The organism is Pseudomonas nitroreducens, assembly GCF_010994165.1.
Classification (GTDB): Bacteria; Pseudomonadota; Gammaproteobacteria; order Pseudomonadales; family Pseudomonadaceae; genus Pseudomonas; species Pseudomonas nitroreducens.
In genome coordinates, this window is record NZ_WMBX01000001.1 from 1,559,299 (window position 1) to 1,576,090 (window position 16,792).

General features: G+C 65.6%; 16 protein-coding genes. 4 read left to right on the plus strand and 12 right to left on the minus strand.

Going from position 1 to position 16,792, the window contains the following annotated elements; all coding sequences use genetic code 11:
* Positions 1 to 112: 112 nt before the first annotated feature.
* The 3 genes from aceF to GJV37_RS07470 form a co-directional block, all read right to left on the minus strand.
* Positions 113 to 2,050, minus strand: coding sequence for a dihydrolipoyllysine-residue acetyltransferase (gene aceF / locus GJV37_RS07460; protein WP_193452267.1), 1,938 nt, complete (start codon positions 2,048 to 2,050; stop codon positions 113 to 115).
* An 11-nt stretch (positions 2,051 to 2,061) separates the two neighbouring features.
* Complete coding sequence (gene aceE, locus GJV37_RS07465) at positions 2,062 to 4,710, minus strand: pyruvate dehydrogenase (acetyl-transferring), homodimeric type (RefSeq protein ID WP_024763527.1); 2,649 nt, start codon at positions 4,708 to 4,710, stop codon at positions 2,062 to 2,064.
* Positions 4,711 to 4,907: 197 nt separating this feature from the next.
* Positions 4,908 to 5,879, minus strand: a complete 972-nt coding sequence (locus tag GJV37_RS07470; protein ID WP_024763526.1) for a GGDEF domain-containing protein — start codon at positions 5,877 to 5,879, stop codon at positions 4,908 to 4,910.
* 317 nt (positions 5,880 to 6,196) lie between these two features.
* Between GJV37_RS07470 and pmrG the strand changes: the two genes are divergently transcribed.
* On the plus strand, positions 6,197 to 6,814 hold the full coding sequence (pmrG, locus tag GJV37_RS07475; RefSeq protein ID WP_063831012.1) for a lipopolysaccharide core heptose(II)-phosphate phosphatase PmrG: 618 nt from the start codon (positions 6,197 to 6,199) through the stop codon (positions 6,812 to 6,814).
* Here the strand turns inward: pmrG and GJV37_RS07480 are convergent.
* From GJV37_RS07480 to GJV37_RS07490, 3 genes are all read right to left on the minus strand, one after another.
* A complete protein-coding gene (locus GJV37_RS07480) occupies positions 6,801 to 7,373 on the minus strand; it encodes a COG3904 family protein (protein ID WP_037013296.1) in 573 nt (190 codons plus the stop codon). The genes pmrG and GJV37_RS07480 overlap by 14 nt on opposite strands.
* Before the next feature lie 83 nt (positions 7,374 to 7,456).
* Positions 7,457 to 8,053, minus strand: coding sequence for an NADPH-dependent FMN reductase (locus tag GJV37_RS07485; RefSeq protein ID WP_170858468.1), 597 nt, complete (start codon positions 8,051 to 8,053; stop codon positions 7,457 to 7,459).
* A complete protein-coding gene (locus GJV37_RS07490; protein ID WP_240967231.1) occupies positions 8,050 to 8,907 on the minus strand; it encodes a sterol desaturase family protein in 858 nt (285 codons plus the stop codon). The genes GJV37_RS07485 and GJV37_RS07490 overlap by 4 nt, the downstream gene beginning before the upstream one ends.
* A 67-nt stretch (positions 8,908 to 8,974) precedes the next feature.
* Here GJV37_RS07490 and GJV37_RS07495 point away from each other — a divergent pair, with 67 nt between their 5' ends.
* Positions 8,975 to 9,931, plus strand: a complete 957-nt coding sequence (locus GJV37_RS07495; protein ID WP_065084535.1) for an AraC family transcriptional regulator ligand-binding domain-containing protein — start codon at positions 8,975 to 8,977, stop codon at positions 9,929 to 9,931.
* 113 nt (positions 9,932 to 10,044) lie between these two features.
* Here GJV37_RS07495 and GJV37_RS07500 read toward each other — a convergent pair whose 3' ends face one another.
* The gene (locus GJV37_RS07500; protein ID WP_024763521.1) at positions 10,045 to 10,425 is read right to left on the minus strand and encodes an NUDIX hydrolase; all 381 of its coding nucleotides are present in this window, start codon (positions 10,423 to 10,425) and stop codon (positions 10,045 to 10,047) included.
* A gap of 362 nt (positions 10,426 to 10,787) precedes the next feature.
* Between GJV37_RS07500 and ycaC the strand changes: the two genes are divergently transcribed.
* Positions 10,788 to 11,414 (plus strand): isochorismate family cysteine hydrolase YcaC, encoded by a 627-nt coding sequence (gene ycaC / locus GJV37_RS07505; RefSeq protein ID WP_024763520.1) that lies wholly within the window; start codon positions 10,788 to 10,790, stop codon positions 11,412 to 11,414.
* A 630-nt stretch (positions 11,415 to 12,044) separates the two neighbouring features.
* Here ycaC and GJV37_RS07510 read toward each other — a convergent pair.
* The 3 genes from GJV37_RS07510 to GJV37_RS07520 form a co-directional block, all read right to left on the minus strand.
* Complete coding sequence (locus tag GJV37_RS07510; RefSeq protein WP_024763519.1) at positions 12,045 to 12,623, minus strand: hypothetical protein; 579 nt, start codon at positions 12,621 to 12,623, stop codon at positions 12,045 to 12,047.
* An 82-nt stretch (positions 12,624 to 12,705) separates the two neighbouring features.
* Entirely contained in the window at positions 12,706 to 12,984 is a 279-nt protein-coding gene (locus GJV37_RS07515) for a hypothetical protein (protein WP_170858470.1), read from the minus strand.
* Between the two features lie 858 nt (positions 12,985 to 13,842).
* Positions 13,843 to 15,129, minus strand: a complete 1,287-nt coding sequence (locus GJV37_RS07520) for an OprD family porin (protein ID WP_038803524.1) — start codon at positions 15,127 to 15,129, stop codon at positions 13,843 to 13,845.
* A 194-nt stretch (positions 15,130 to 15,323) separates the two neighbouring features.
* On the opposite strand from GJV37_RS07520, the gene GJV37_RS07525 reads away from it, so the two are divergent.
* Positions 15,324 to 15,575, plus strand: coding sequence for a DUF6021 family protein (locus GJV37_RS07525; protein WP_223121860.1), 252 nt, complete (start codon positions 15,324 to 15,326; stop codon positions 15,573 to 15,575).
* 9 nt (positions 15,576 to 15,584) lie between these two features.
* Here GJV37_RS07525 and GJV37_RS07530 read toward each other — a convergent pair whose 3' ends face one another.
* Both GJV37_RS07530 and GJV37_RS07535 read right to left on the minus strand, forming a co-directional pair.
* A complete protein-coding gene (locus GJV37_RS07530; protein WP_193452268.1) occupies positions 15,585 to 16,151 on the minus strand; it encodes a hypothetical protein in 567 nt (188 codons plus the stop codon).
* 14 nt (positions 16,152 to 16,165) lie between these two features.
* The gene (locus GJV37_RS07535; RefSeq protein WP_193452269.1) at positions 16,166 to 16,792 is read right to left on the minus strand and encodes a hypothetical protein; all 627 of its coding nucleotides are present in this window, start codon (positions 16,790 to 16,792) and stop codon (positions 16,166 to 16,168) included.

Here is a 16,792-nt window from a genome sequence, read left to right on the forward strand (position 1 = left end):
GGACATTCGAGCCACTGCTTCCCCTCACCCTGGCCCTCAGGGAGAGGGCCGGGGTGAGGGGAAGCGCCCGGGTGCGAGGCTCATCGCAGTCGGAGCCCGCTGCCATGGGGCCTTAGAGCAAAAGACTGCGAATATCCCCCAACACTTCGCCGAGCCGCCGAGTGAACCGCGCCGCCGCCGCACCGTTGATCACCCGGTGGTCATAGGACAGCGACAACGGCAGCATCAGCCGCGGTTGGAAGGCCTTGCCGTCCCACAGCGGCTGCATGGTCGCCTTGCTCACGCCGAGGATCGCCACTTCTGGCGCATTGACGATGGGCGTGAAGCCGGTGCCGCCAATATGTCCCAGGCTGGAGATGGTGAAGCACGCGCCCTGCATCGCGTCGGCGGAGAGCTTCTTGGTCCGCGCCTTCTCCGCCAGTTCGGCGGCCTCCAGGGCAAGCTGCAGCAGCCCTTTCTTGTCCACGTCGCGGATCACCGGCACCAGCAGGCCATCCGGCGTGTCCACGGCGAAGCCGATGTGCACGTAATGCTTGCGGATCAGCGCCTTGCCGCTGGGCGCCAGCGAGCTGTTGAAGTCCGGCAGCTCTCGCAGCAGGTGGGCGCAGGCCTTGAGCAGGATCGGCAGGATGGTCAGCTTGGTCCCGGCCTTTTCCGCCGCCGCCTTCTGCGCGATGCGGAAGGCTTCCGCCTCGGTGATGTCGGCGGACTCGAACTGGGTCACGTGGGGCACGTTCAGCCAACTGCGGTGCAGGTTGCTGGCGCCGACCTGCATCAGGCGGGTCATGGCCACTTCTTCGATTTCGCCGAACTTGCTGAAGTCGATTTCCGGAATCGGCGGAATCCCTGCGCCGCCAGCGGCTCCTGCCGCCGCGCCGGACTTGCTCCGTTGCAGTTGCTCCTTCACGAACAACTGCACGTCCTCCTTGAGGATGCGGCCCTTGGGCCCGGTGCCGGTAACCTGCGCCAGGTCGACGCCGAATTCGCGGGCGAGCATGCGCACCGCCGGCCCGGCGTGGACCTTGGTGCCGTCGCGGCTGGGCGCACCGACGGGCGCGGCTTCCGGTGCCTTGGGCTGCTCGTTTCTTGCGCTGGGCTCCGGAGCGGGTTGCGCGGTGTCCTGCGCAGCAGTCGGCGCGGCGCTAGCGGCAACTTCCAGTTCAAGGATCTCATCGCCTTCCTTGAGCGTATCGCCGATCTTCACCTTGATGGCTTTCACCACCCCGGCCCTGGGCGCGGGGATTTCCATGCTGGCCTTGTCGGATTCCAGGGTCAGCAGGCTCTGGTCGGCCTCGATGGAGTCACCCACCTTGACCATCAGTTCGATGATCTCGCCCTGGCCGTTGCCGATGTCCGGAACCTTGATGGTTTCCACGCCACCGCCTCCCGCAGGCGCGGATTGCGGGTCCGGTGCGGCGGCGGGCCTGGGTTGTTCGGCTGCCGGTTTGGCGGGCTCCTCGGCCTTGGCCTCGGTGGCGCTGTTTTCGGCTTCCAGTTCGAGGATCTCGTCGCCTTCCTTGAGGGTGTCGCCGATCTTCACCTTGATCGCCTTCACCACGCCGGCTTTCGGCGCAGGAATTTCCATGCTGGCCTTGTCGGATTCCAGGGTCAGCAGGCTCTGGTCGGCCTCGATGCGATCGCCGACCTTGACCATCAGTTCGATGATCTCGCCCTGGCCGTTGCCGATGTCCGGAACCTTGATGGTTTCCACGCCACCGCCTCCCGCAGGCGCGGATTGCGGGTCCGGTGCGGCGGCGGGCCTGGGTTGTTCGGCTGCCGGTTTGGCGGGCTCTTCGGCCTTGGCCTCGGTGGCGCTGTTTTCGGCTTCCAGTTCGAGGATCTCGTCGCCTTCCTTGAGGGTGTCGCCGATCTTCACCTTGATCGCCTTCACCACGCCGGCTTTCGGCGCAGGAATTTCCATGCTGGCCTTGTCGGATTCCAGGGTCAGCAGGCTCTGGTCGGCCTCGATGCGATCGCCGACCTTGACCAGCAGTTCGATGACTTCGCCTTCGCCGTTGCCGATGTCGGGTACGCGGATGGTCTCGCTCACGGTGCCTCTCCTCAGCAGTCCAGCGGGTTGGGTTTTTCCGGGTCGAGGCCGAACTTGGCGATCGCTTCCGCCACCACTTTCGGCTCGATGTCGCCGCGATCGGCCAGCGCCTCCAGCGCGGCGAGCACCACCCAGTGGCGGTCCACCTCGAAGAAGTGACGGAGCCTGGCGCGGGTGTCGCTGCGGCCGAAGCCGTCGGTGCCCAGCACCTTGAATTCCTTGGTCGGCACCCACTGGCGAATCTGTTCGGCGTAGACCTTCATGTAGTCGGTGGACGCGATCACCGGCCCGCGCCGGCCGCCGAGGCAATGCTCGACATAGCTCGCACGCGGTTTCTGCCCCGGATGCAGGCGATTCCAGCGCTCCACCGCCAGGCCGTCGCGGCGCAGCTCGTTGAAGCTGGGGACGGACCAGATGTCCGCGCCGATGCCGAAGTCTTCGCGGAGGATTTTCGCGGCCGCTTCCACCTCGCGCAGGATGGTGCCCGAGCCGAGCAGCTGGACGTGGTGCGCGGCGCCGCGCTTGTCCTCGTCGAGCAGGTACATGCCCTTGATGATCCCTTCCTCGGCGCCCTTGGGCAGGGGCGGGTGCGGGTAGTTCTCGTTCATCACGGTGATGTAGTAGAAGACGTCCTGCTGCTCCTCCATCATCTGCCGGACGCCCTCCCTGATGATCACCGCCAGCTCGTAGGAGTAGGTCGGGTCGTAGGTGCGGCAGTTGGGGATGACCGAGGCAAGCACGTGGCTGTGGCCGTCCTCGTGCTGCAGGCCTTCGCCGTTGAGCGTGGTGCGCCCGGCGGTGCCGCCGAGGAGGAAGCCGCGGGTCAGGCTGTCGCCGGCCGCCCAGGCAAGGTCGCCGATACGCTGGAAGCCGAACATCGAATAGAAGATGTAGAACGGCAGCATCGGCTGGCGGTAGTTGCTGTAGGCGGTGCCGGCGGCGATGAACGACGACATGGCGCCGGCCTCGGTGATGCCTTCCTCGAGGATCTGGCCCTTTTTGTCCTCGCGATAGAACATCAACTGCTCCTTGTCGACCGGCTCGTAGAGCTGGCCCACCGAGGAGTAGATGCCGAGCTGGCGGAACATGCCCTCCATGCCGAAGGTGCGGGCTTCGTCCGGGATGATCGGCACGATGCGCTGGCCCAGCTCCTTGTCCTTCACCAGTTGCGAGATGATCCGCACGAAGGCCATGGTGGTGGAGATTTCACGGTCGCCCGAACCGTCCAGCAGCGCCTTGAGCGTTTCCAGCGGCGGCGCCGGGATGGCCTGGCTGTTGCCATGGCGATGGGGCATGAAGCCGCCCAGGGCGGCCCGGCGTTCCTTCAGGTAGCGCGCCTCGGCGCTGCCCTCGTCGGGGCGATAGAAGGGCAGCCTGGGCAGGTCGGCATCCTTGATCGGGATGTCGAAACGGTCGCGGAAGGCGCGCAGGCTGTCCACGTCGATCTCGTGGATGTTGTGGGCGATGTTCTTCGCCTCCCCGGTGCCGGTGCCGTAGCCCTTGATGGTCTTGGCCAGGACCACGCTGGGCTGGCCCTTGTGGTTCACCGCCTGGTGGTAGGCCGCATAGACCTTGTACGGGTCGTGGCCGCCACGGTTGAGCTTCCAGACCTCCTCGTCGGAGAGGTCCTTGACCATCTCCAGCAACTCGGGCCGCTTGCCGAAGAAGTGCTCGCGGACGTAGGCGCCGTCCTTGGCCTTGTAGTTCTGGTAGTCGCCGTCCACCGCTTCGTCCATCCGCGCCTGCAGCAGGCCGGCGGTGTCCTTGGCGAACAGCGGGTCCCACAGGCGCCCCCAGATCACCTTGATCACGTTCCAGTTGGCGCCGCGGAACACGCCTTCCAGCTCCTGGATGATCTTGCCGTTGCCGCGCACCGGGCCGTCCAGGCGCTGCAGGTTGCAGTTCACCACGAAGATCAGGTTGTCGAGCTTCTCGCGCCCGGCCAGGGAGATCGCACCGAGGGATTCGGGTTCGTCGGTCTCGCCGTCGCCGAGGAAGCACCAGACCTTCTGCTTGCCGGCGGGAATGAAGCCGCGGCTCTCCAGGTACTTCATGAAGCGCGCCTGGTAGATCGCCTGGATCGGCCCCAGGCCCATGGACACCGTGGGGAACTGCCAGAAGTGCGGCATCAGCCGGGGGTGCGGGTAGGAGGAGACTCCCTTGCCATCCACCTCCTGGCGGAAGTTCTCCAACTGCTCGTCGCTGAGCAGCCCCTCGATGTAGGCGCGGGCGTAGACGCCTGGGGAGGCGTGACCCTGGAAGTAGATCAGGTCGCCGGCGTGTTCCTCGGTAGGGCCGTTGAAGAAGTAGTTGAAGCCGATGTCGTAGAGGGTCGCCGAGGAAGCGAAGGTGGAGATGTGCCCGCCCAGTGACGGGTCCTTGTGGTTGGCGCGCATGACCATTGCCAGCGCGTTCCAGCGCACCAGCGAGCGGATGCGCCGCTCCATGAACAGGTCGCCGGGCATGCGTGCTTCATGGCCGACCGGAATGCTGTTGCGATAGGGCGTGGTGATGGCGTAGGGCAGTTGCGTGCCGGTGCGGCTGGCCAGCTCGCCGAGGCGAGTCATCAGGTAGTGGGCGCGCTCTTCGCCTTCTTTTTCCAGTACGGATTCCAGCGCGTCCAGCCATTCCTGGGTTTCGACGGGGTCGATATCGTGCATGGTCAGGGGGTCCTGGTTACGGGGTCGGCTCTACGCAATGCCGGCTCCGGGCCAGGTGTTCCAAGGGGTTGGCGCAACGGTCGGCGGCCCTTGTGAGGCCACCGCGCTGCCGCCGGCACGCGCGTGTGGCTATAGAGCTTAGACAGCTCTGGCGCCAGTGCCCGCCCTGATTGTCGAGTCAGGTCGTCGCAGTGGCCTCAGAGCACCGCGTCGCGCCGCAGGTCGTCGCCGCGCTTCCACTGGGCCGCCACCAGCCGGTCGCGCCCGGCCTGCTTGGCCTGGTAGAGCAACCGGTCCACCGCCGCGACGAAGTCCAGCGGGCGGTCGCTGGAGGAGGGCACGGCGGTGCCGACGCCCAGGCTGATGGTCAGCAGCGAGGACACATTCGACTTCTCGTGACTGATCTGTTGTTCGCGCAGCACGCTGCGGCAGCGCTCGGCAACCTGCCGCGCGGCCTCGCTGTCGGTCTCCGGCAGCACCAGCACGAACTCCTCGCCGCCGAAGCGCGCGATGAAGTCCCGCGGGCGATGCAGCGCACCGGCCAGTGCCTTGCCCACCGTGCGCAGGCAGTCGTCACCGCGAACATGCCCGTAGTGATCGTTGAACTGCTTGAAGTAGTCGATATCCAGCAGTACCAGGGAGATCGGCTGGCCGCTGCGCTGGGCGCTGCCCCACTCGGTGTCCAGCACCGAATCGAACATGCGCCGGTTGGCCACACCGGTCAGGCCGTCCTTGTACGAGTACTCCTCGAGCTGGCGCTGCAGCATGATCAGCTGTTCTTCGGCGCGCTTGCGCTCGCTGATGTCGAACATGAAGCCGACCAGCGAATCCACCTCGCCGTCGTCGTCGCGCACCACGTGCACCACATCGCGAATCCACACGTAATCACCCTGGATGGTCAGCGCGCGGTAATCCGCCTCGTGATCGGTGCCCTCGCGGGACTGCGAGATGCAGAAATTCACCACCCGCTCGCGGTCTTCGGGGTGCATGCGCTCTGCCCAGTCGTTGGCGCTGACCCAACTGGCCTGGCTCCAGCCCAGCAATTCTTCGATCTGCGGGCCGATGTAGGCGAAGGTCATGGATTTCCAGTCGATCTTCCACGGGATGGCGCGGGTGGATTCGAGGAGGGTCTGGTAGACGGGATTCTCCGGGGAGGCGTCGTACGGCATGGCGGCGGCTCTCTGATGGCACTGTGCCTTGTTCTACCACATCGCGATGACCGAAAAGCGGCCGATTGCGCTGGTTGGCGCCGCGACGGCGGCGGGGCGACAGACGGTCGTTTCCGACAGAGACGGTTTCTTCAGCAATTCATAACGGGTTCTTCACGAATCCGGGGATAGGGTTTGTTCGCCCGCCATCTGACAACCCGCAGTGCGATGGACACCCCAGGGACGGGTCGGGCCTCCCTCGTCGAAGAGGGAACGGATGCGGACCTCTTTCCAGCAGCGCGGCCTCAATCATGCCCATCCCGAAAGTCTTCAGATCAATGTCCCGCGGTTGGCTGGCATTACTGGCAATGCTCCCGGTGATTGCCCTGCTCAGTGGCTTCCTGCCGCTGGACTTCTCGCGTCCTACGCCGCTGGTGGGTGACGCCCAGCGCCAGGCCGAATTGCGCGAGCATTGGCAGAACGGCGACCTGATCGTGCTGGTGCGCCATGCCGAACGCTGCGACCGCTCCAGCGCACCGTGCATGGCCGACGTCAGCGGCATCACCGTCAGGGGCGGGCAGAGTGCCCACGAGATCGGGCAGGATTTCGCCGCGCTCGGCCTGGCCAATGCCGACATTCTCAGCAGCGACCAGTTGCGCGCCATCCAGACTGCCTCCTCGATGTTCGGCCGGCAGCCGGTGGAGCAGAACTGGTTGTACAAGTGCGAAGGAACGATGCTGGACCAGGCGCTGCAGCACAAGGTGGCGCACCGCAACCTGATCCTGGTGACCCACAGCGAATGCATCGAAGACCTGGAACACTCGGTCAGCGTGGACGACCCGGCGACCCCGGACTATGCCTCGACGCTCTTCGTGCTCAGCGAGAAGGACCAGACGCCGCGCCTGCTGGGTTACCTCGACGCGGATCAGTGGCCGTTGAACGTCAGCGGGCGCTGATCTGGCTGGGCGTGGCGCCCAGGCGGTAGCGCTGCAATTCCTGCGCGGTCAGCACGCGCATGCGTTGCGGGTCGATGCTCTGCATGGCGTCGGCCAGCTCCAGGGGAATATCCATGTCGCGGAAATAGGTGCGGGCGTTGTAGCTGCCCGCGGCCTGGGACGAATCGCCGGCCGGGTAGTAGGGGCGATGCAGGCCCACGTAGCCGCGCACGGTACGGTGCTTGCCGGCGGCCAGCAGGTAGACGCAGGAGCCCTGGCAGACGCTGTTGGTCGGCACCAGGGTCTCGAAGCCGGATTCACGCAGCAGGCGGCCCATCTTGATCGACTCGGCGGCGCTGCCACCGATGCTGTCCAGCAGGGCCACCTTGCGGGCGAACTTGCCGGGGTTGGCCAGCAGCCCCTTGAACAGACGTTCGTAGTCGCCCGGAGCGATGTCCTCGCTGATCCGTACCGCCAGTACTTCGCCGACCTTGGAATGCTGCACCTGCTTCACCTCGACCTTGGCGAAGGTCAGGCTGGAGCACAGCGCGGTGGCACAGAGCAGGGCGGTGCGAAGCATCGGGAGACGAGTCCTGTCGAAGTTTTTGTAGGAAGGCGCAGAAGATACCCTGAAGCGCCTTCCTACGCATCCTCCTGGGCGCCTCACATACCGTTGGCGTAGGCCGGATTGTGCAGGTCGATCCGCTGGCGGACCTCGCGCAGCGCGCCTGCGTACTGGCAAAGCATGTGCAGCGCCCAGTCGGCGCGTTCGCGCAGGCGCTGGTCGTTTTCATCGCTTGGCGGGCCTTCGTTGAGCACGCTTTCCACCTGTCGGACCAACAGCTGTTCCGGCAGGTAGGCGATGCGGCTGTTCTTGTAGCTGGAGGCGCGCAGCTCGGCCAGCGGATAGGCGCCGCCCTGGCCGGCGGAAACCCCGACCGGTAGCGCCGGCTTGTGCCCCAGTTCGCGCAGCCCGGCATAGACGAAGAAATTCTTCAGCGCCGGGCAGGCCATGCCGTGCCATTCCGGAGCGATCACCACCAGCGCATCGGCCTCGTGCAGCAGCTCGCGGTGCTGCGGCCAATGGCCTTGCGTACCCGCTGCCGGCCACAGCGGCAGTGGCGTGGCGCCCAGGTCGATGACCTGCGCCCAGCCGCATAGCGCCAGGCTTTCCAGACGGCCGGCAAGGTAGCGAGCGACCTTCGCCGACTGGCTGTCCAACTGGCTGGAGCCGGCGACCAGCACGATATTCGGGCTCATCGGGCCACCTCCGCTGCCACGTCCTTCTCGGTGTCCGGCGCGCGGCTGCGCACCAGCGGCCAGAACACTTCCTCCTGCCAGCTGACCGGCGCCAGGTCCTCGATGCCGTAGGTCTGTGGGCGGCGCCGGGTGATCTTTGCCGTACCGAAGAGCACGTCCCAGAAGAACAGCAGGTTGCCGAAGTTGCCCTTGTAGTAGGTCACGCCATCGTCGGCACTCAATCCGTGGTGGGCCGAATGGGTGGCGGGCGTCGAGATTGTCCGCTCCAGCAGCCACATCAGCGGGCGCAGGACACGGATGCGATAGAGCCTGTCGTCCCAGGCGAGGTTGCTGTGGGCGCCGAAGATCACGCACATCTTCAGGATCAGGTAGACGTAGTAGACGTTCGCCAACCCCATGTGGATCAGCGCCCCGGAGAACCACAGGCCCGGCATCAGCAGGTAGTAGAAGCTGTTGTTGCGGTAGACGATGCGGATGCTCATGTACGGCGCCGAATGGTGCGCGCGGTGCAGGGCGTAGAGGAACGGCACGCGGTGGGCCAGGCGATGCCACCAGTACTGGGTCAGGTCGTCGAACAGCAGGAACAGCGCGAAGCCGGCCAGCCAGGGGATGCCCGCGAGGGAACCGGCGGCGGCGGGAATGGCGAGGTCGAGCAGGGCGCCGCTGGCCCACATCACCAGTGGGAAGGTCACCGCCAGCAGAAGGCTGGAGCCGAAAATCTCGATCAGCGCGTCACGACGCTGGCCATGGGGTTGGCGGAAGGTGGCACAGGCCATTTCCAGGGCGATGAAGGCGAAGAATATCCCCGCCACGATCACGGTCGGATTGTCTGGGAGCATTGTTGTTGTAGTCATGACACTCTCGGTTCGGGTCCAATGGGACAAGGCGTGCCCATCAGAACCCATGACCGAACGGCGACCCATGCGCGAAAAGGACAGAAACATCCGAGAACTGGCCAACCCGGCGGCGCAGCGCTACCACCGCGGGCCGCTCGGCCAGGTGCTGGAGCGCTACCTGAGCAGCCACCGTGCGCGCCGGCACAGCGATTACAGCCTGGTCGAGCTGGAGCAGCTCTGGCTTGAAGCGGCGAGCCTGGAGCCGGCCATCGGCCTGCAGCTGTTCGGCCTGTTCACCCCTCAGGACTGGCATGTGATCGCCCACCTCGCGCAGTTCTGCGCCGATGTGCGGCAGGCTGTGCTCTGCTGGGTGCGCTATGCGCCGCTGGCCGCGGACACCGATACCTTCCGGCTGCTCGAAGAGGGCGACAGCGTCGCCGTCGAACTGGTCATCGATGCCCCCGAACCGCTGAGCCGATACCTGCTGGAGCATTACTGCGTGATGGCGGTGACTCAACTGCGTCGGGGTACCGGCAGCGCCGTCGTCCCGGTGCGTGCCTGTTTTGCCCACGCACGGCCCGAGTACCACGCGCAGTACACGCAGTGGTTCGGTCAGCGGGTGGAGTTCGGGAGCACCTGCAACCGACTGTATTTCGACGCGCAGACGCTGTCCCTGCCGCTACTGGGGCGTCATGCCGGTCTGGTGGAGCTGCTCACGATGGAGCTTGATCGCCGCCTCGCCCGGCTGCGCCAACTCAGCGGGTGGGCGGCCAGGGCAGCGGGTATCGCCCGACGGATGCTAGAACGCGGCGAGGTCCCGGCGCTGGAAAGCGTCGCAGACCAGCTGCACCAGAGTCCGCGCACCCTGCGCAGGCGGTTGGCGGAACAGGATCTGGGATTTCGCGAGTTGCTCGATCAGGTGCGCAAGGAGTTGGAGCAGCACCTGGAACTGCAGGGAGAAAGTCGCACGCGCATCGCCGAGCGCCTGGGCTACGGTGACTTGGCGGCGTATCTGAATGCGCGCAAGCGCTGGAGTGCATGAATCATCGAGCAATAGGGCAGGGCAGCTGAAGCGGTGGTCAGCAGCACAGGGGAGACGAACGCGCCTGCGTTGTCCGCCGTGGGCTGGAGAGGGGGCGATGAAAAAGGCCGGCGTCAGCCGGCCTCTTTGCTCAGACACGAACGCAACAGGCGCCGCACCGACTTGTTGATGTTGCGCTTGCTCGCTTCCTCGGGGGTGAACCAGCGGCAATCGGCGATCTCGTTCAGCGGGGTCGGCTGCTGCGCCGGGTCGACCGGCGTTTCGAACACGTAGTGCAGCGTCTGGTACAGCTCCAGCGGCGCCACGTAGTTCATCTGCTCGATGGCCAGCCCGGTTTCCTCAATCAGCTCGCGCACGGCGGCCTGGCCTGGGCGTTCGTCGGCCTCGATACGGCCGCCGGGAAGGTTCCATTTCGACTTGGCCTTGCGGACGAACAGAATCTTGTCGTCGAGCCGGCAAATCACGGTTGCGCGCTCTTTTACGTTCCTGGCCATGGCGCTAGTTCCCCCACACGCTTCCTACAGTTTTCAGCTTAGACATTTCGCGAATATTTCCATTGGGAAGAACTGCTTACAACAACAATGTCGACGAATGGTAAGGAATTGTCGTGGGTGAGATATGTAAGGGAAGTCTGAAGCCCCGGTCGTCATCATCCGTTCTCAGAATTCCTTCACCGTGGACCGGCGGCTGGAATCGAAGTGCAAACTTTTTTGCACCGGCGTGCCAGGCTTCATGGCCTACGCTTGATACCTGCCACTGCGCCTGGCGGCGCACGAACTGAGCGAGCACGCAGTACCGCTGACTCATCACCGGCCCGGCGCCCAGAACCGGGCGACCTTCATCCAGAGGAAATCCCATGAGCAAGCCCTACGTCCGTCTCGACAAGTCCCAGGCCGCGGTATTGCTGGTCGATCACCAGGCCGGCCTGCTTTCGCTGGTGCGTGACATCGAGCCCGACAAGTTCAAGAACAACGTCCTGGCTCTGGCCGACCTGGCCAAGTACTTCAAGCTGCCGACCATCCTCACCACCAGCTTCGAGAACGGCCCCAACGGCCCGCTGGTGCCCGAGCTGAAGGACCTGTTCCCCGACGCGCCCTACATCGCCCGCCCGGGCAATATCAACGCCTGGGACAACGAGGACTTCGTCAAGGCGGTGAAGGCCACCGGCAAGAAGCAACTGATCATCGCCGGCGTGGTCACCGAGGTGTGCGTGGCCTTCCCCGCGCTGTCGGCGCTGGAAGAGGGCTTCGATGTCTTCGTCGTCGCCGATGCCTCGGGCACTTTCAACGAAGTCACCCGTGACGCCGCCTGGCGCCGCATGGAGGCCGCCGGCGCGCAGATGATGACCTGGTTCGGCGTGGCCTGTGAGCTGCACCGCGACTGGCGCAACGACATCGAAGGCCTTGCCGCGCTGTTCTCCAACCACATCCCCGACTACCGCAACCTGATCACCAGCTACAGCACGCTCACCGCCAAGAAGTGAGGCGGCGCTTGCCGGGCCGGCGCCAGGTGGGCCGGCCCTGCCCTGTAGCCGGGGCGCTCTAGGGCAAGCTCGTAGAATTGTCGGGCTTCGCTGAGCAGCGGAGCCAGTGCGTTGATGAAGAGGACTTCCTCGCCGGACTGGTCGGTCACGGTGACGGGGAGAAATTCGCTTTTGGCGATCCTCCGCGAGGTGGGATTGTTCGCTCTTCCCGAGAATGAATGAGGGCCGCCAATCAACCCTTTCTGCGGGAAGAGAGGCAACCGTGCGAGGGTAGGATGCGCCGGTCTCAGGAACCCGCTAGGCCCGAAGGCCTCCCGCGCGGGCACCATGAAACAGGAGTCCGCAAACGGATTACGTCCCCGAGTCGTGGCTACGGAGCTGCCGTGCCCTGAGAGATACTGCTGGGGTTTCCTACGCCCGGCCGCGATGACGCTGCGGCGGTTCAGAGGCCAGGGGCGGCGCTAAGGCTAATGGCCGGTGAGGCTTCTCGGTTGGTTGCTGCGATGCAGTGGCAGGACATTGCCGACAGAATGAAGCGGGTCTCGTCCCTTCCCCAAACACGTAGGAGCGATCGGGGTGGGAGAGGTGAATGCGGAGCCGGCTTCGCCGCACGGCGCAAGAGCAAAGAGGTCAACCCTTCGCGGCGCCAGGAGCTGGAGTCGGAGCTGGTGCTGGAGCAGCAGCCGGCGCCACAGTGGGAACCTGGAACCGGCATTTGCGGGCGGCCCTTGCGGCGGCGGCTGTGCGTTCGTTGTAGGGTTTGCCGATGTCTTCGGCGATATCGATGTCTGGCCCGATATCCTTGGCCAATTGGGTCAGGCCGCGTAATGCGGCGACGCCGCTTATGCCCATCGCATCGGCGCTGTCGAGCACGGCGATCACCGCGCCGCCGGTCCCGCTGGCGCCGGCTATCCAGGCTGCGTTGGCGGAGGCGTTCGCCGCTGTCAGGGCCGGGGCGACGATGGACGCCGACGTCACGCCGATGACCTTCAGCCACCAGGCTGTTCGAGCTTTCTGCTCGGCTTTCTCGGTCTTCACGCCGAACAGGGTGTCGCAGGGGGCCAGGGTCTGGCGGATTGCTGTGTTCTGCGCTTCGAGTTGATCGAGCGTCAGTCCCTGCGGGTCGCTATCTGTGCCGACGAGGAACTGCGCGTTGCTGGAGCAGCCCGCGATCAACAGGCAGGCGGTTACCAGAAATTCCCTTTTCATATTGCCTCCCAGGCCCGGCGCAGAAGTCTTTCGGTGGAGGTGCGCGCCTGATCCAGAGTGCCGTTGGCGGGTTGCCCGGTCATCATTCATTTCGATGATGACCGGCGCTTTGGGGTGGTTCAGGCTCTGCCAGCAGCCCCCGCCTCACTTCAAGGAAGAAAGCATGCGCATTCCATTGGGCTTTCTGGGCATCCTCCTGGTCAGCCAGGCCATGGCGTTCGAAATCCATCCAGTCAGTTGGAAAGGTGGCGCGAATGACTACGGCTCCAGCGCGGTGCAGTTGGAAATCCGCGACGATGCGAGCGCCGCGCAATGCCATCTGCGTTCCTACATCCTCGACAGCCGTAATCAGGCCATCCACGAGATCATCACTCGGCAGGCCTATCAGCCGGCATACGCGAAAGTCCTGCGCGGCAGGACCTGGCTCCTGCCGTTACTGGGGGGCGTGGAGTGGAACGATGACCCGGAAGAGCTGACGCGCAAGGCCTGGCACTACAACGGCACGGCGCATATCTGGCTGTTCAAGGCCCATGAGGAAGACGCCAGTCGACCCAGTACGCTGACCCGCCGCGTACACCATGGTGATCTGCAATTCCTTCATGCGATGCGGGCTGCGGATGAGTCCGACGCGCAGGCCAGAGCGAAGATGTATCGGTGGCTGGAATACACCTACCGGGTCGCGATCGGGGAGGTGCCGGCCAACACCATTCGCAAGACAACGCCCTACCACGAGTTCTTCGGCAAGGTCGGCTGCTCGCGCAATCCGCAACTGGCCAACCCCAGTGACTGCACGGTGCTCGATGTTTTCGACATGAAGCACATGTATCGCCAGGGCGATCAGGAGGAAAACCTGAGATCACTGGCCACAGGGGCGATCGCCCACCTGATCCAGGACAGTTACAGCGCCAGTCACACGCAACGCGAGAATGGCACCGGCAGGCTGCTGCATCTGTATACGTACGATGCCGAGAACCGGAAGACCCACTGCGAAAAGGACGGGGCGTACAAGAGCAACAGCGCTGCCATCGCCAAGGCTCGGGAGATGACTGCCGAGTTGCTGGGCTACGTTCACCGTCGGGAAGGCTGGGACAAGGCTTCGGCATTCTTCGTCCGAACCCTGGGGCCCCAGACCCTGGCTCGGCCACGACGGAACGTCGGGCCGGCGCTGTCACCGAAGCGTGGGCAGGCATCGCCCGGTGAGAGGGGGCGTTCGGCTGGCTCAGAGAATCGAGAAGTTGTAGCTCGCGATCAGCCGGACCTCATCCACGTCCCGCGCCGACTGTTCGTAGTTGGTGCGGTAGGTGGCGTTGCGCAGGCGCAGGCTGAGGTCCTTGAAGGTGCCGGCCTGGATCACGTACTTGAACTCCACGTCGCGCTCCCATTCCTTGCCTTCGTCGCCATTGGCCAGGGCGATGTGGTCGCCGTTGACGTAGCGGGTCATGAAGCTCAGGCCGGGCACGCCGACGCTGCGCAGGTCGAAGTCGTAGCGCAGTTGCCAGGAGCGCTCCCGGGCATTGGCGAAGTCGTTCACCTGCACGTAGTTGGCGAGGTAGGGGTTGCTGCCGTCGAGGTAGGGCATGGAGCTGTCGCCGTTCATGCGCTGCCAGCCGGCGCTGAGGATATGGCCGCCCTGGGCGTAGGACAGCAGCAGGCTCAGCGCGCGGTTGTCGATTTCGCCGGCGCGGGCCGAGCCGTCGTCGTCGCTGTCGAACCAGCGCAGGTCGGCGGTGACCTTGCCGGCGCCCACCGCCTGCTTGCCGACGATGCCGACGTAGCGCTGGCGGTAGACGTTCTCCAGCCCGCCCTGGGCGTATTGCAGCAGCAGTTGGTCATTGACCTGGTAGTCGGCCTGGTAGGCGTCGAAGCGGTTGCCGGTGGTGTCGCAGGCGTAGCGCTTGTTCTTGCAGTTCAGGCGCACGTCCTGGGCGTCGCTGGAGTCGCGCGCGGTGTAGCGCTCCAGCCGCGTGGCGGTGAGCTTGAGGTGGGCGATTTCCTCGCTGGTCAGCTGCGCGCCGTGGAACATGTTGGGCAGCAGGCGGCCGTCGTTGTACTTGAGCAGCGGCATGTCCGGCAGCATCGCGCCGTACTTCAGCCGGGTGCGGGACACGCGCAGCTTGCCGGTGACGCCGGCCTTGGCGTACTGGTCCGCGGAGTGGCGCGGGTCGTGGCCGCTGGAAGGCAGCAGGCCGCTGTTGCTGTCGGCGGGGCTGGAGTCGAGCTTGATGCCGAGCATGGCCAGGGCGTCGACGCCAAAGCCGACGGTGCCTTCGGTGTAACCCGATTGCAGATTGAGGATGAAGCCCTGGGCGGTCTCTTCGCGTTTGGAGGCGCCCTGCGGGTTGGACGAGCTGCCGTCGCGGAAGTCGCGGTTGAAGTAGAAGGTACGCGATTCCAGGCGCGCGCTGCTGTCCTCCAGGAAGTCGGCACTGGCCGGGGCGGCGATGCCTCCGAGCAGGGCGAGAGCGCTCAGGCGGGTGAGCTGGCTGGAGGAGAGGGGCGAGGGCATACGGTGACTCCGGGGGCACTGAAAAAGCGCGCGAAGGTGTCACAGATGGGCGGTCGGGTCTTTGCGACCATGGTCTAGATCGCGGGTTTCCCTTCGGCGGCGAGCGAAACCGGCCGGCTGTCGGTGCAGGGGAAACCCAGGGGGATGGCTGCGCGTAAACTGCCTTGTCACTGCCAGAGACGCAGGAGGTGATCATGAAACGCCATGTCCCCCTCAGCGAGCACCCCGTGGCCGCCAGCGAGCGCTGGCTGTTCGCGTCGGGCCAGGCGCCCGGCGATGGCTCGCACCACGTGGACCCCGACCTGGGGTTCGATCCGGATTCGCCGGACCTGGCCGACCCGCAGGTCGACCCGCCACACCCGGCCCATGTTCCCGAAGACGAGCCGGACCCCGGCAGCCAGCGGCGTGTGCCGGATGACCGCTATCCACCCTATTCGCAACCCTGAAAGCGGCGCTCAGAGCGCGTCGGAAGCCTTGCACAAACGGGTGTCCTGCAGGCTGCCGCTGAGGTTGCGGCCATCGCCCAGGCGCACCAGCCGTGCCAGGCACTGGCCGCTTTCCATCAGCAGCAGTTCGTAGTCCTGCCCGGCTTCGGGGGTGAAGGTCACGGATTGCTGGCAGCTGTACGAATAGCCGCTACTGACCATGCCCCGGCTCTGGAAGTTGAAGGCGAAGGGCTGGCCTGCCGGTATCCGCACCTCGCTGCTGGCGAAGCCGCCCTGGCTGAGTTGTTCGGCCTGGCGGCTGGGCGGCATGCCCAGGCTCTGGCCGTTGCGGTTGGCGAAGCCGGATTGCGCCACGGCGATCACGCCGGCGCCTTCGCGGCGCCAGTCGATGCAGGCACTGGCGGGAACGCCGCGGGCCATGCCGTTGGTGATCACGCGCAAGCGTGCCGTTTCCCCGCCAGCCGGCGCGGAGTAGGGCGTGGAGTAGGACTGCACGTTGGCGAGGTTGCCGCAGCCGGCGAGCAGCAGCGTGGCCAGCGCCAGGGCGCCGGTGCGGGGGAACAGCGTGGCGTACATGGTGATTCCTGGTATCAGCGTTGCCCGGCGGCCTTGGGCGGTGCGCAGCAGTTGCGCGTGTCGATGACCTTGCCGCGGCACGCGGGCAGCATGGGCGGGTTCTTGCACAGCAGGTTGTTGGCCGGGCGGGTGAAATGGAAGCCGCGATCGAGCATGCACAGTTGCGCGGCGGCGATGTCGTTGAGGAGCATCTGGTCGACGGGCTCGATGACCGTGGTGTAGCCGCAGGCTTTCATGGCCTGCTGCACGCCCTGGCTGTCGGCGCCGGCCTGCGTCCATTGCGTGTAGGCGGGCGGGCGCTGCGTCGGGCCGGCCTTCGGCGCGGCGCCGGTGGCCTTGCAGGCGGGCAGCTGCGGGCTGGTATCGCAGAGGGTGTAGCGATCCTGGTAGGCGAACCCCTGGCCGAGCATGCACTGCTCGCCGCGCGCGTAGTCGTTGGTGGTGATGGTCGTGCTGTCGACGTAGGCCGAGTTGGGGAAGCCGCAGCCGAGCAGGGCGTTGCGCACGCCCTGCCGGTCCACGCCGGACTTGGCCCACAGCTCGTACAGCGGCGGTGGCGGCTGCAACGGCCGCGCCTGGCTGCAGGCTGCCAGGAGCAGGCAGGGCAGAAGGGCGGCCAGGCCGCCGTTGCGCTTCAGCAT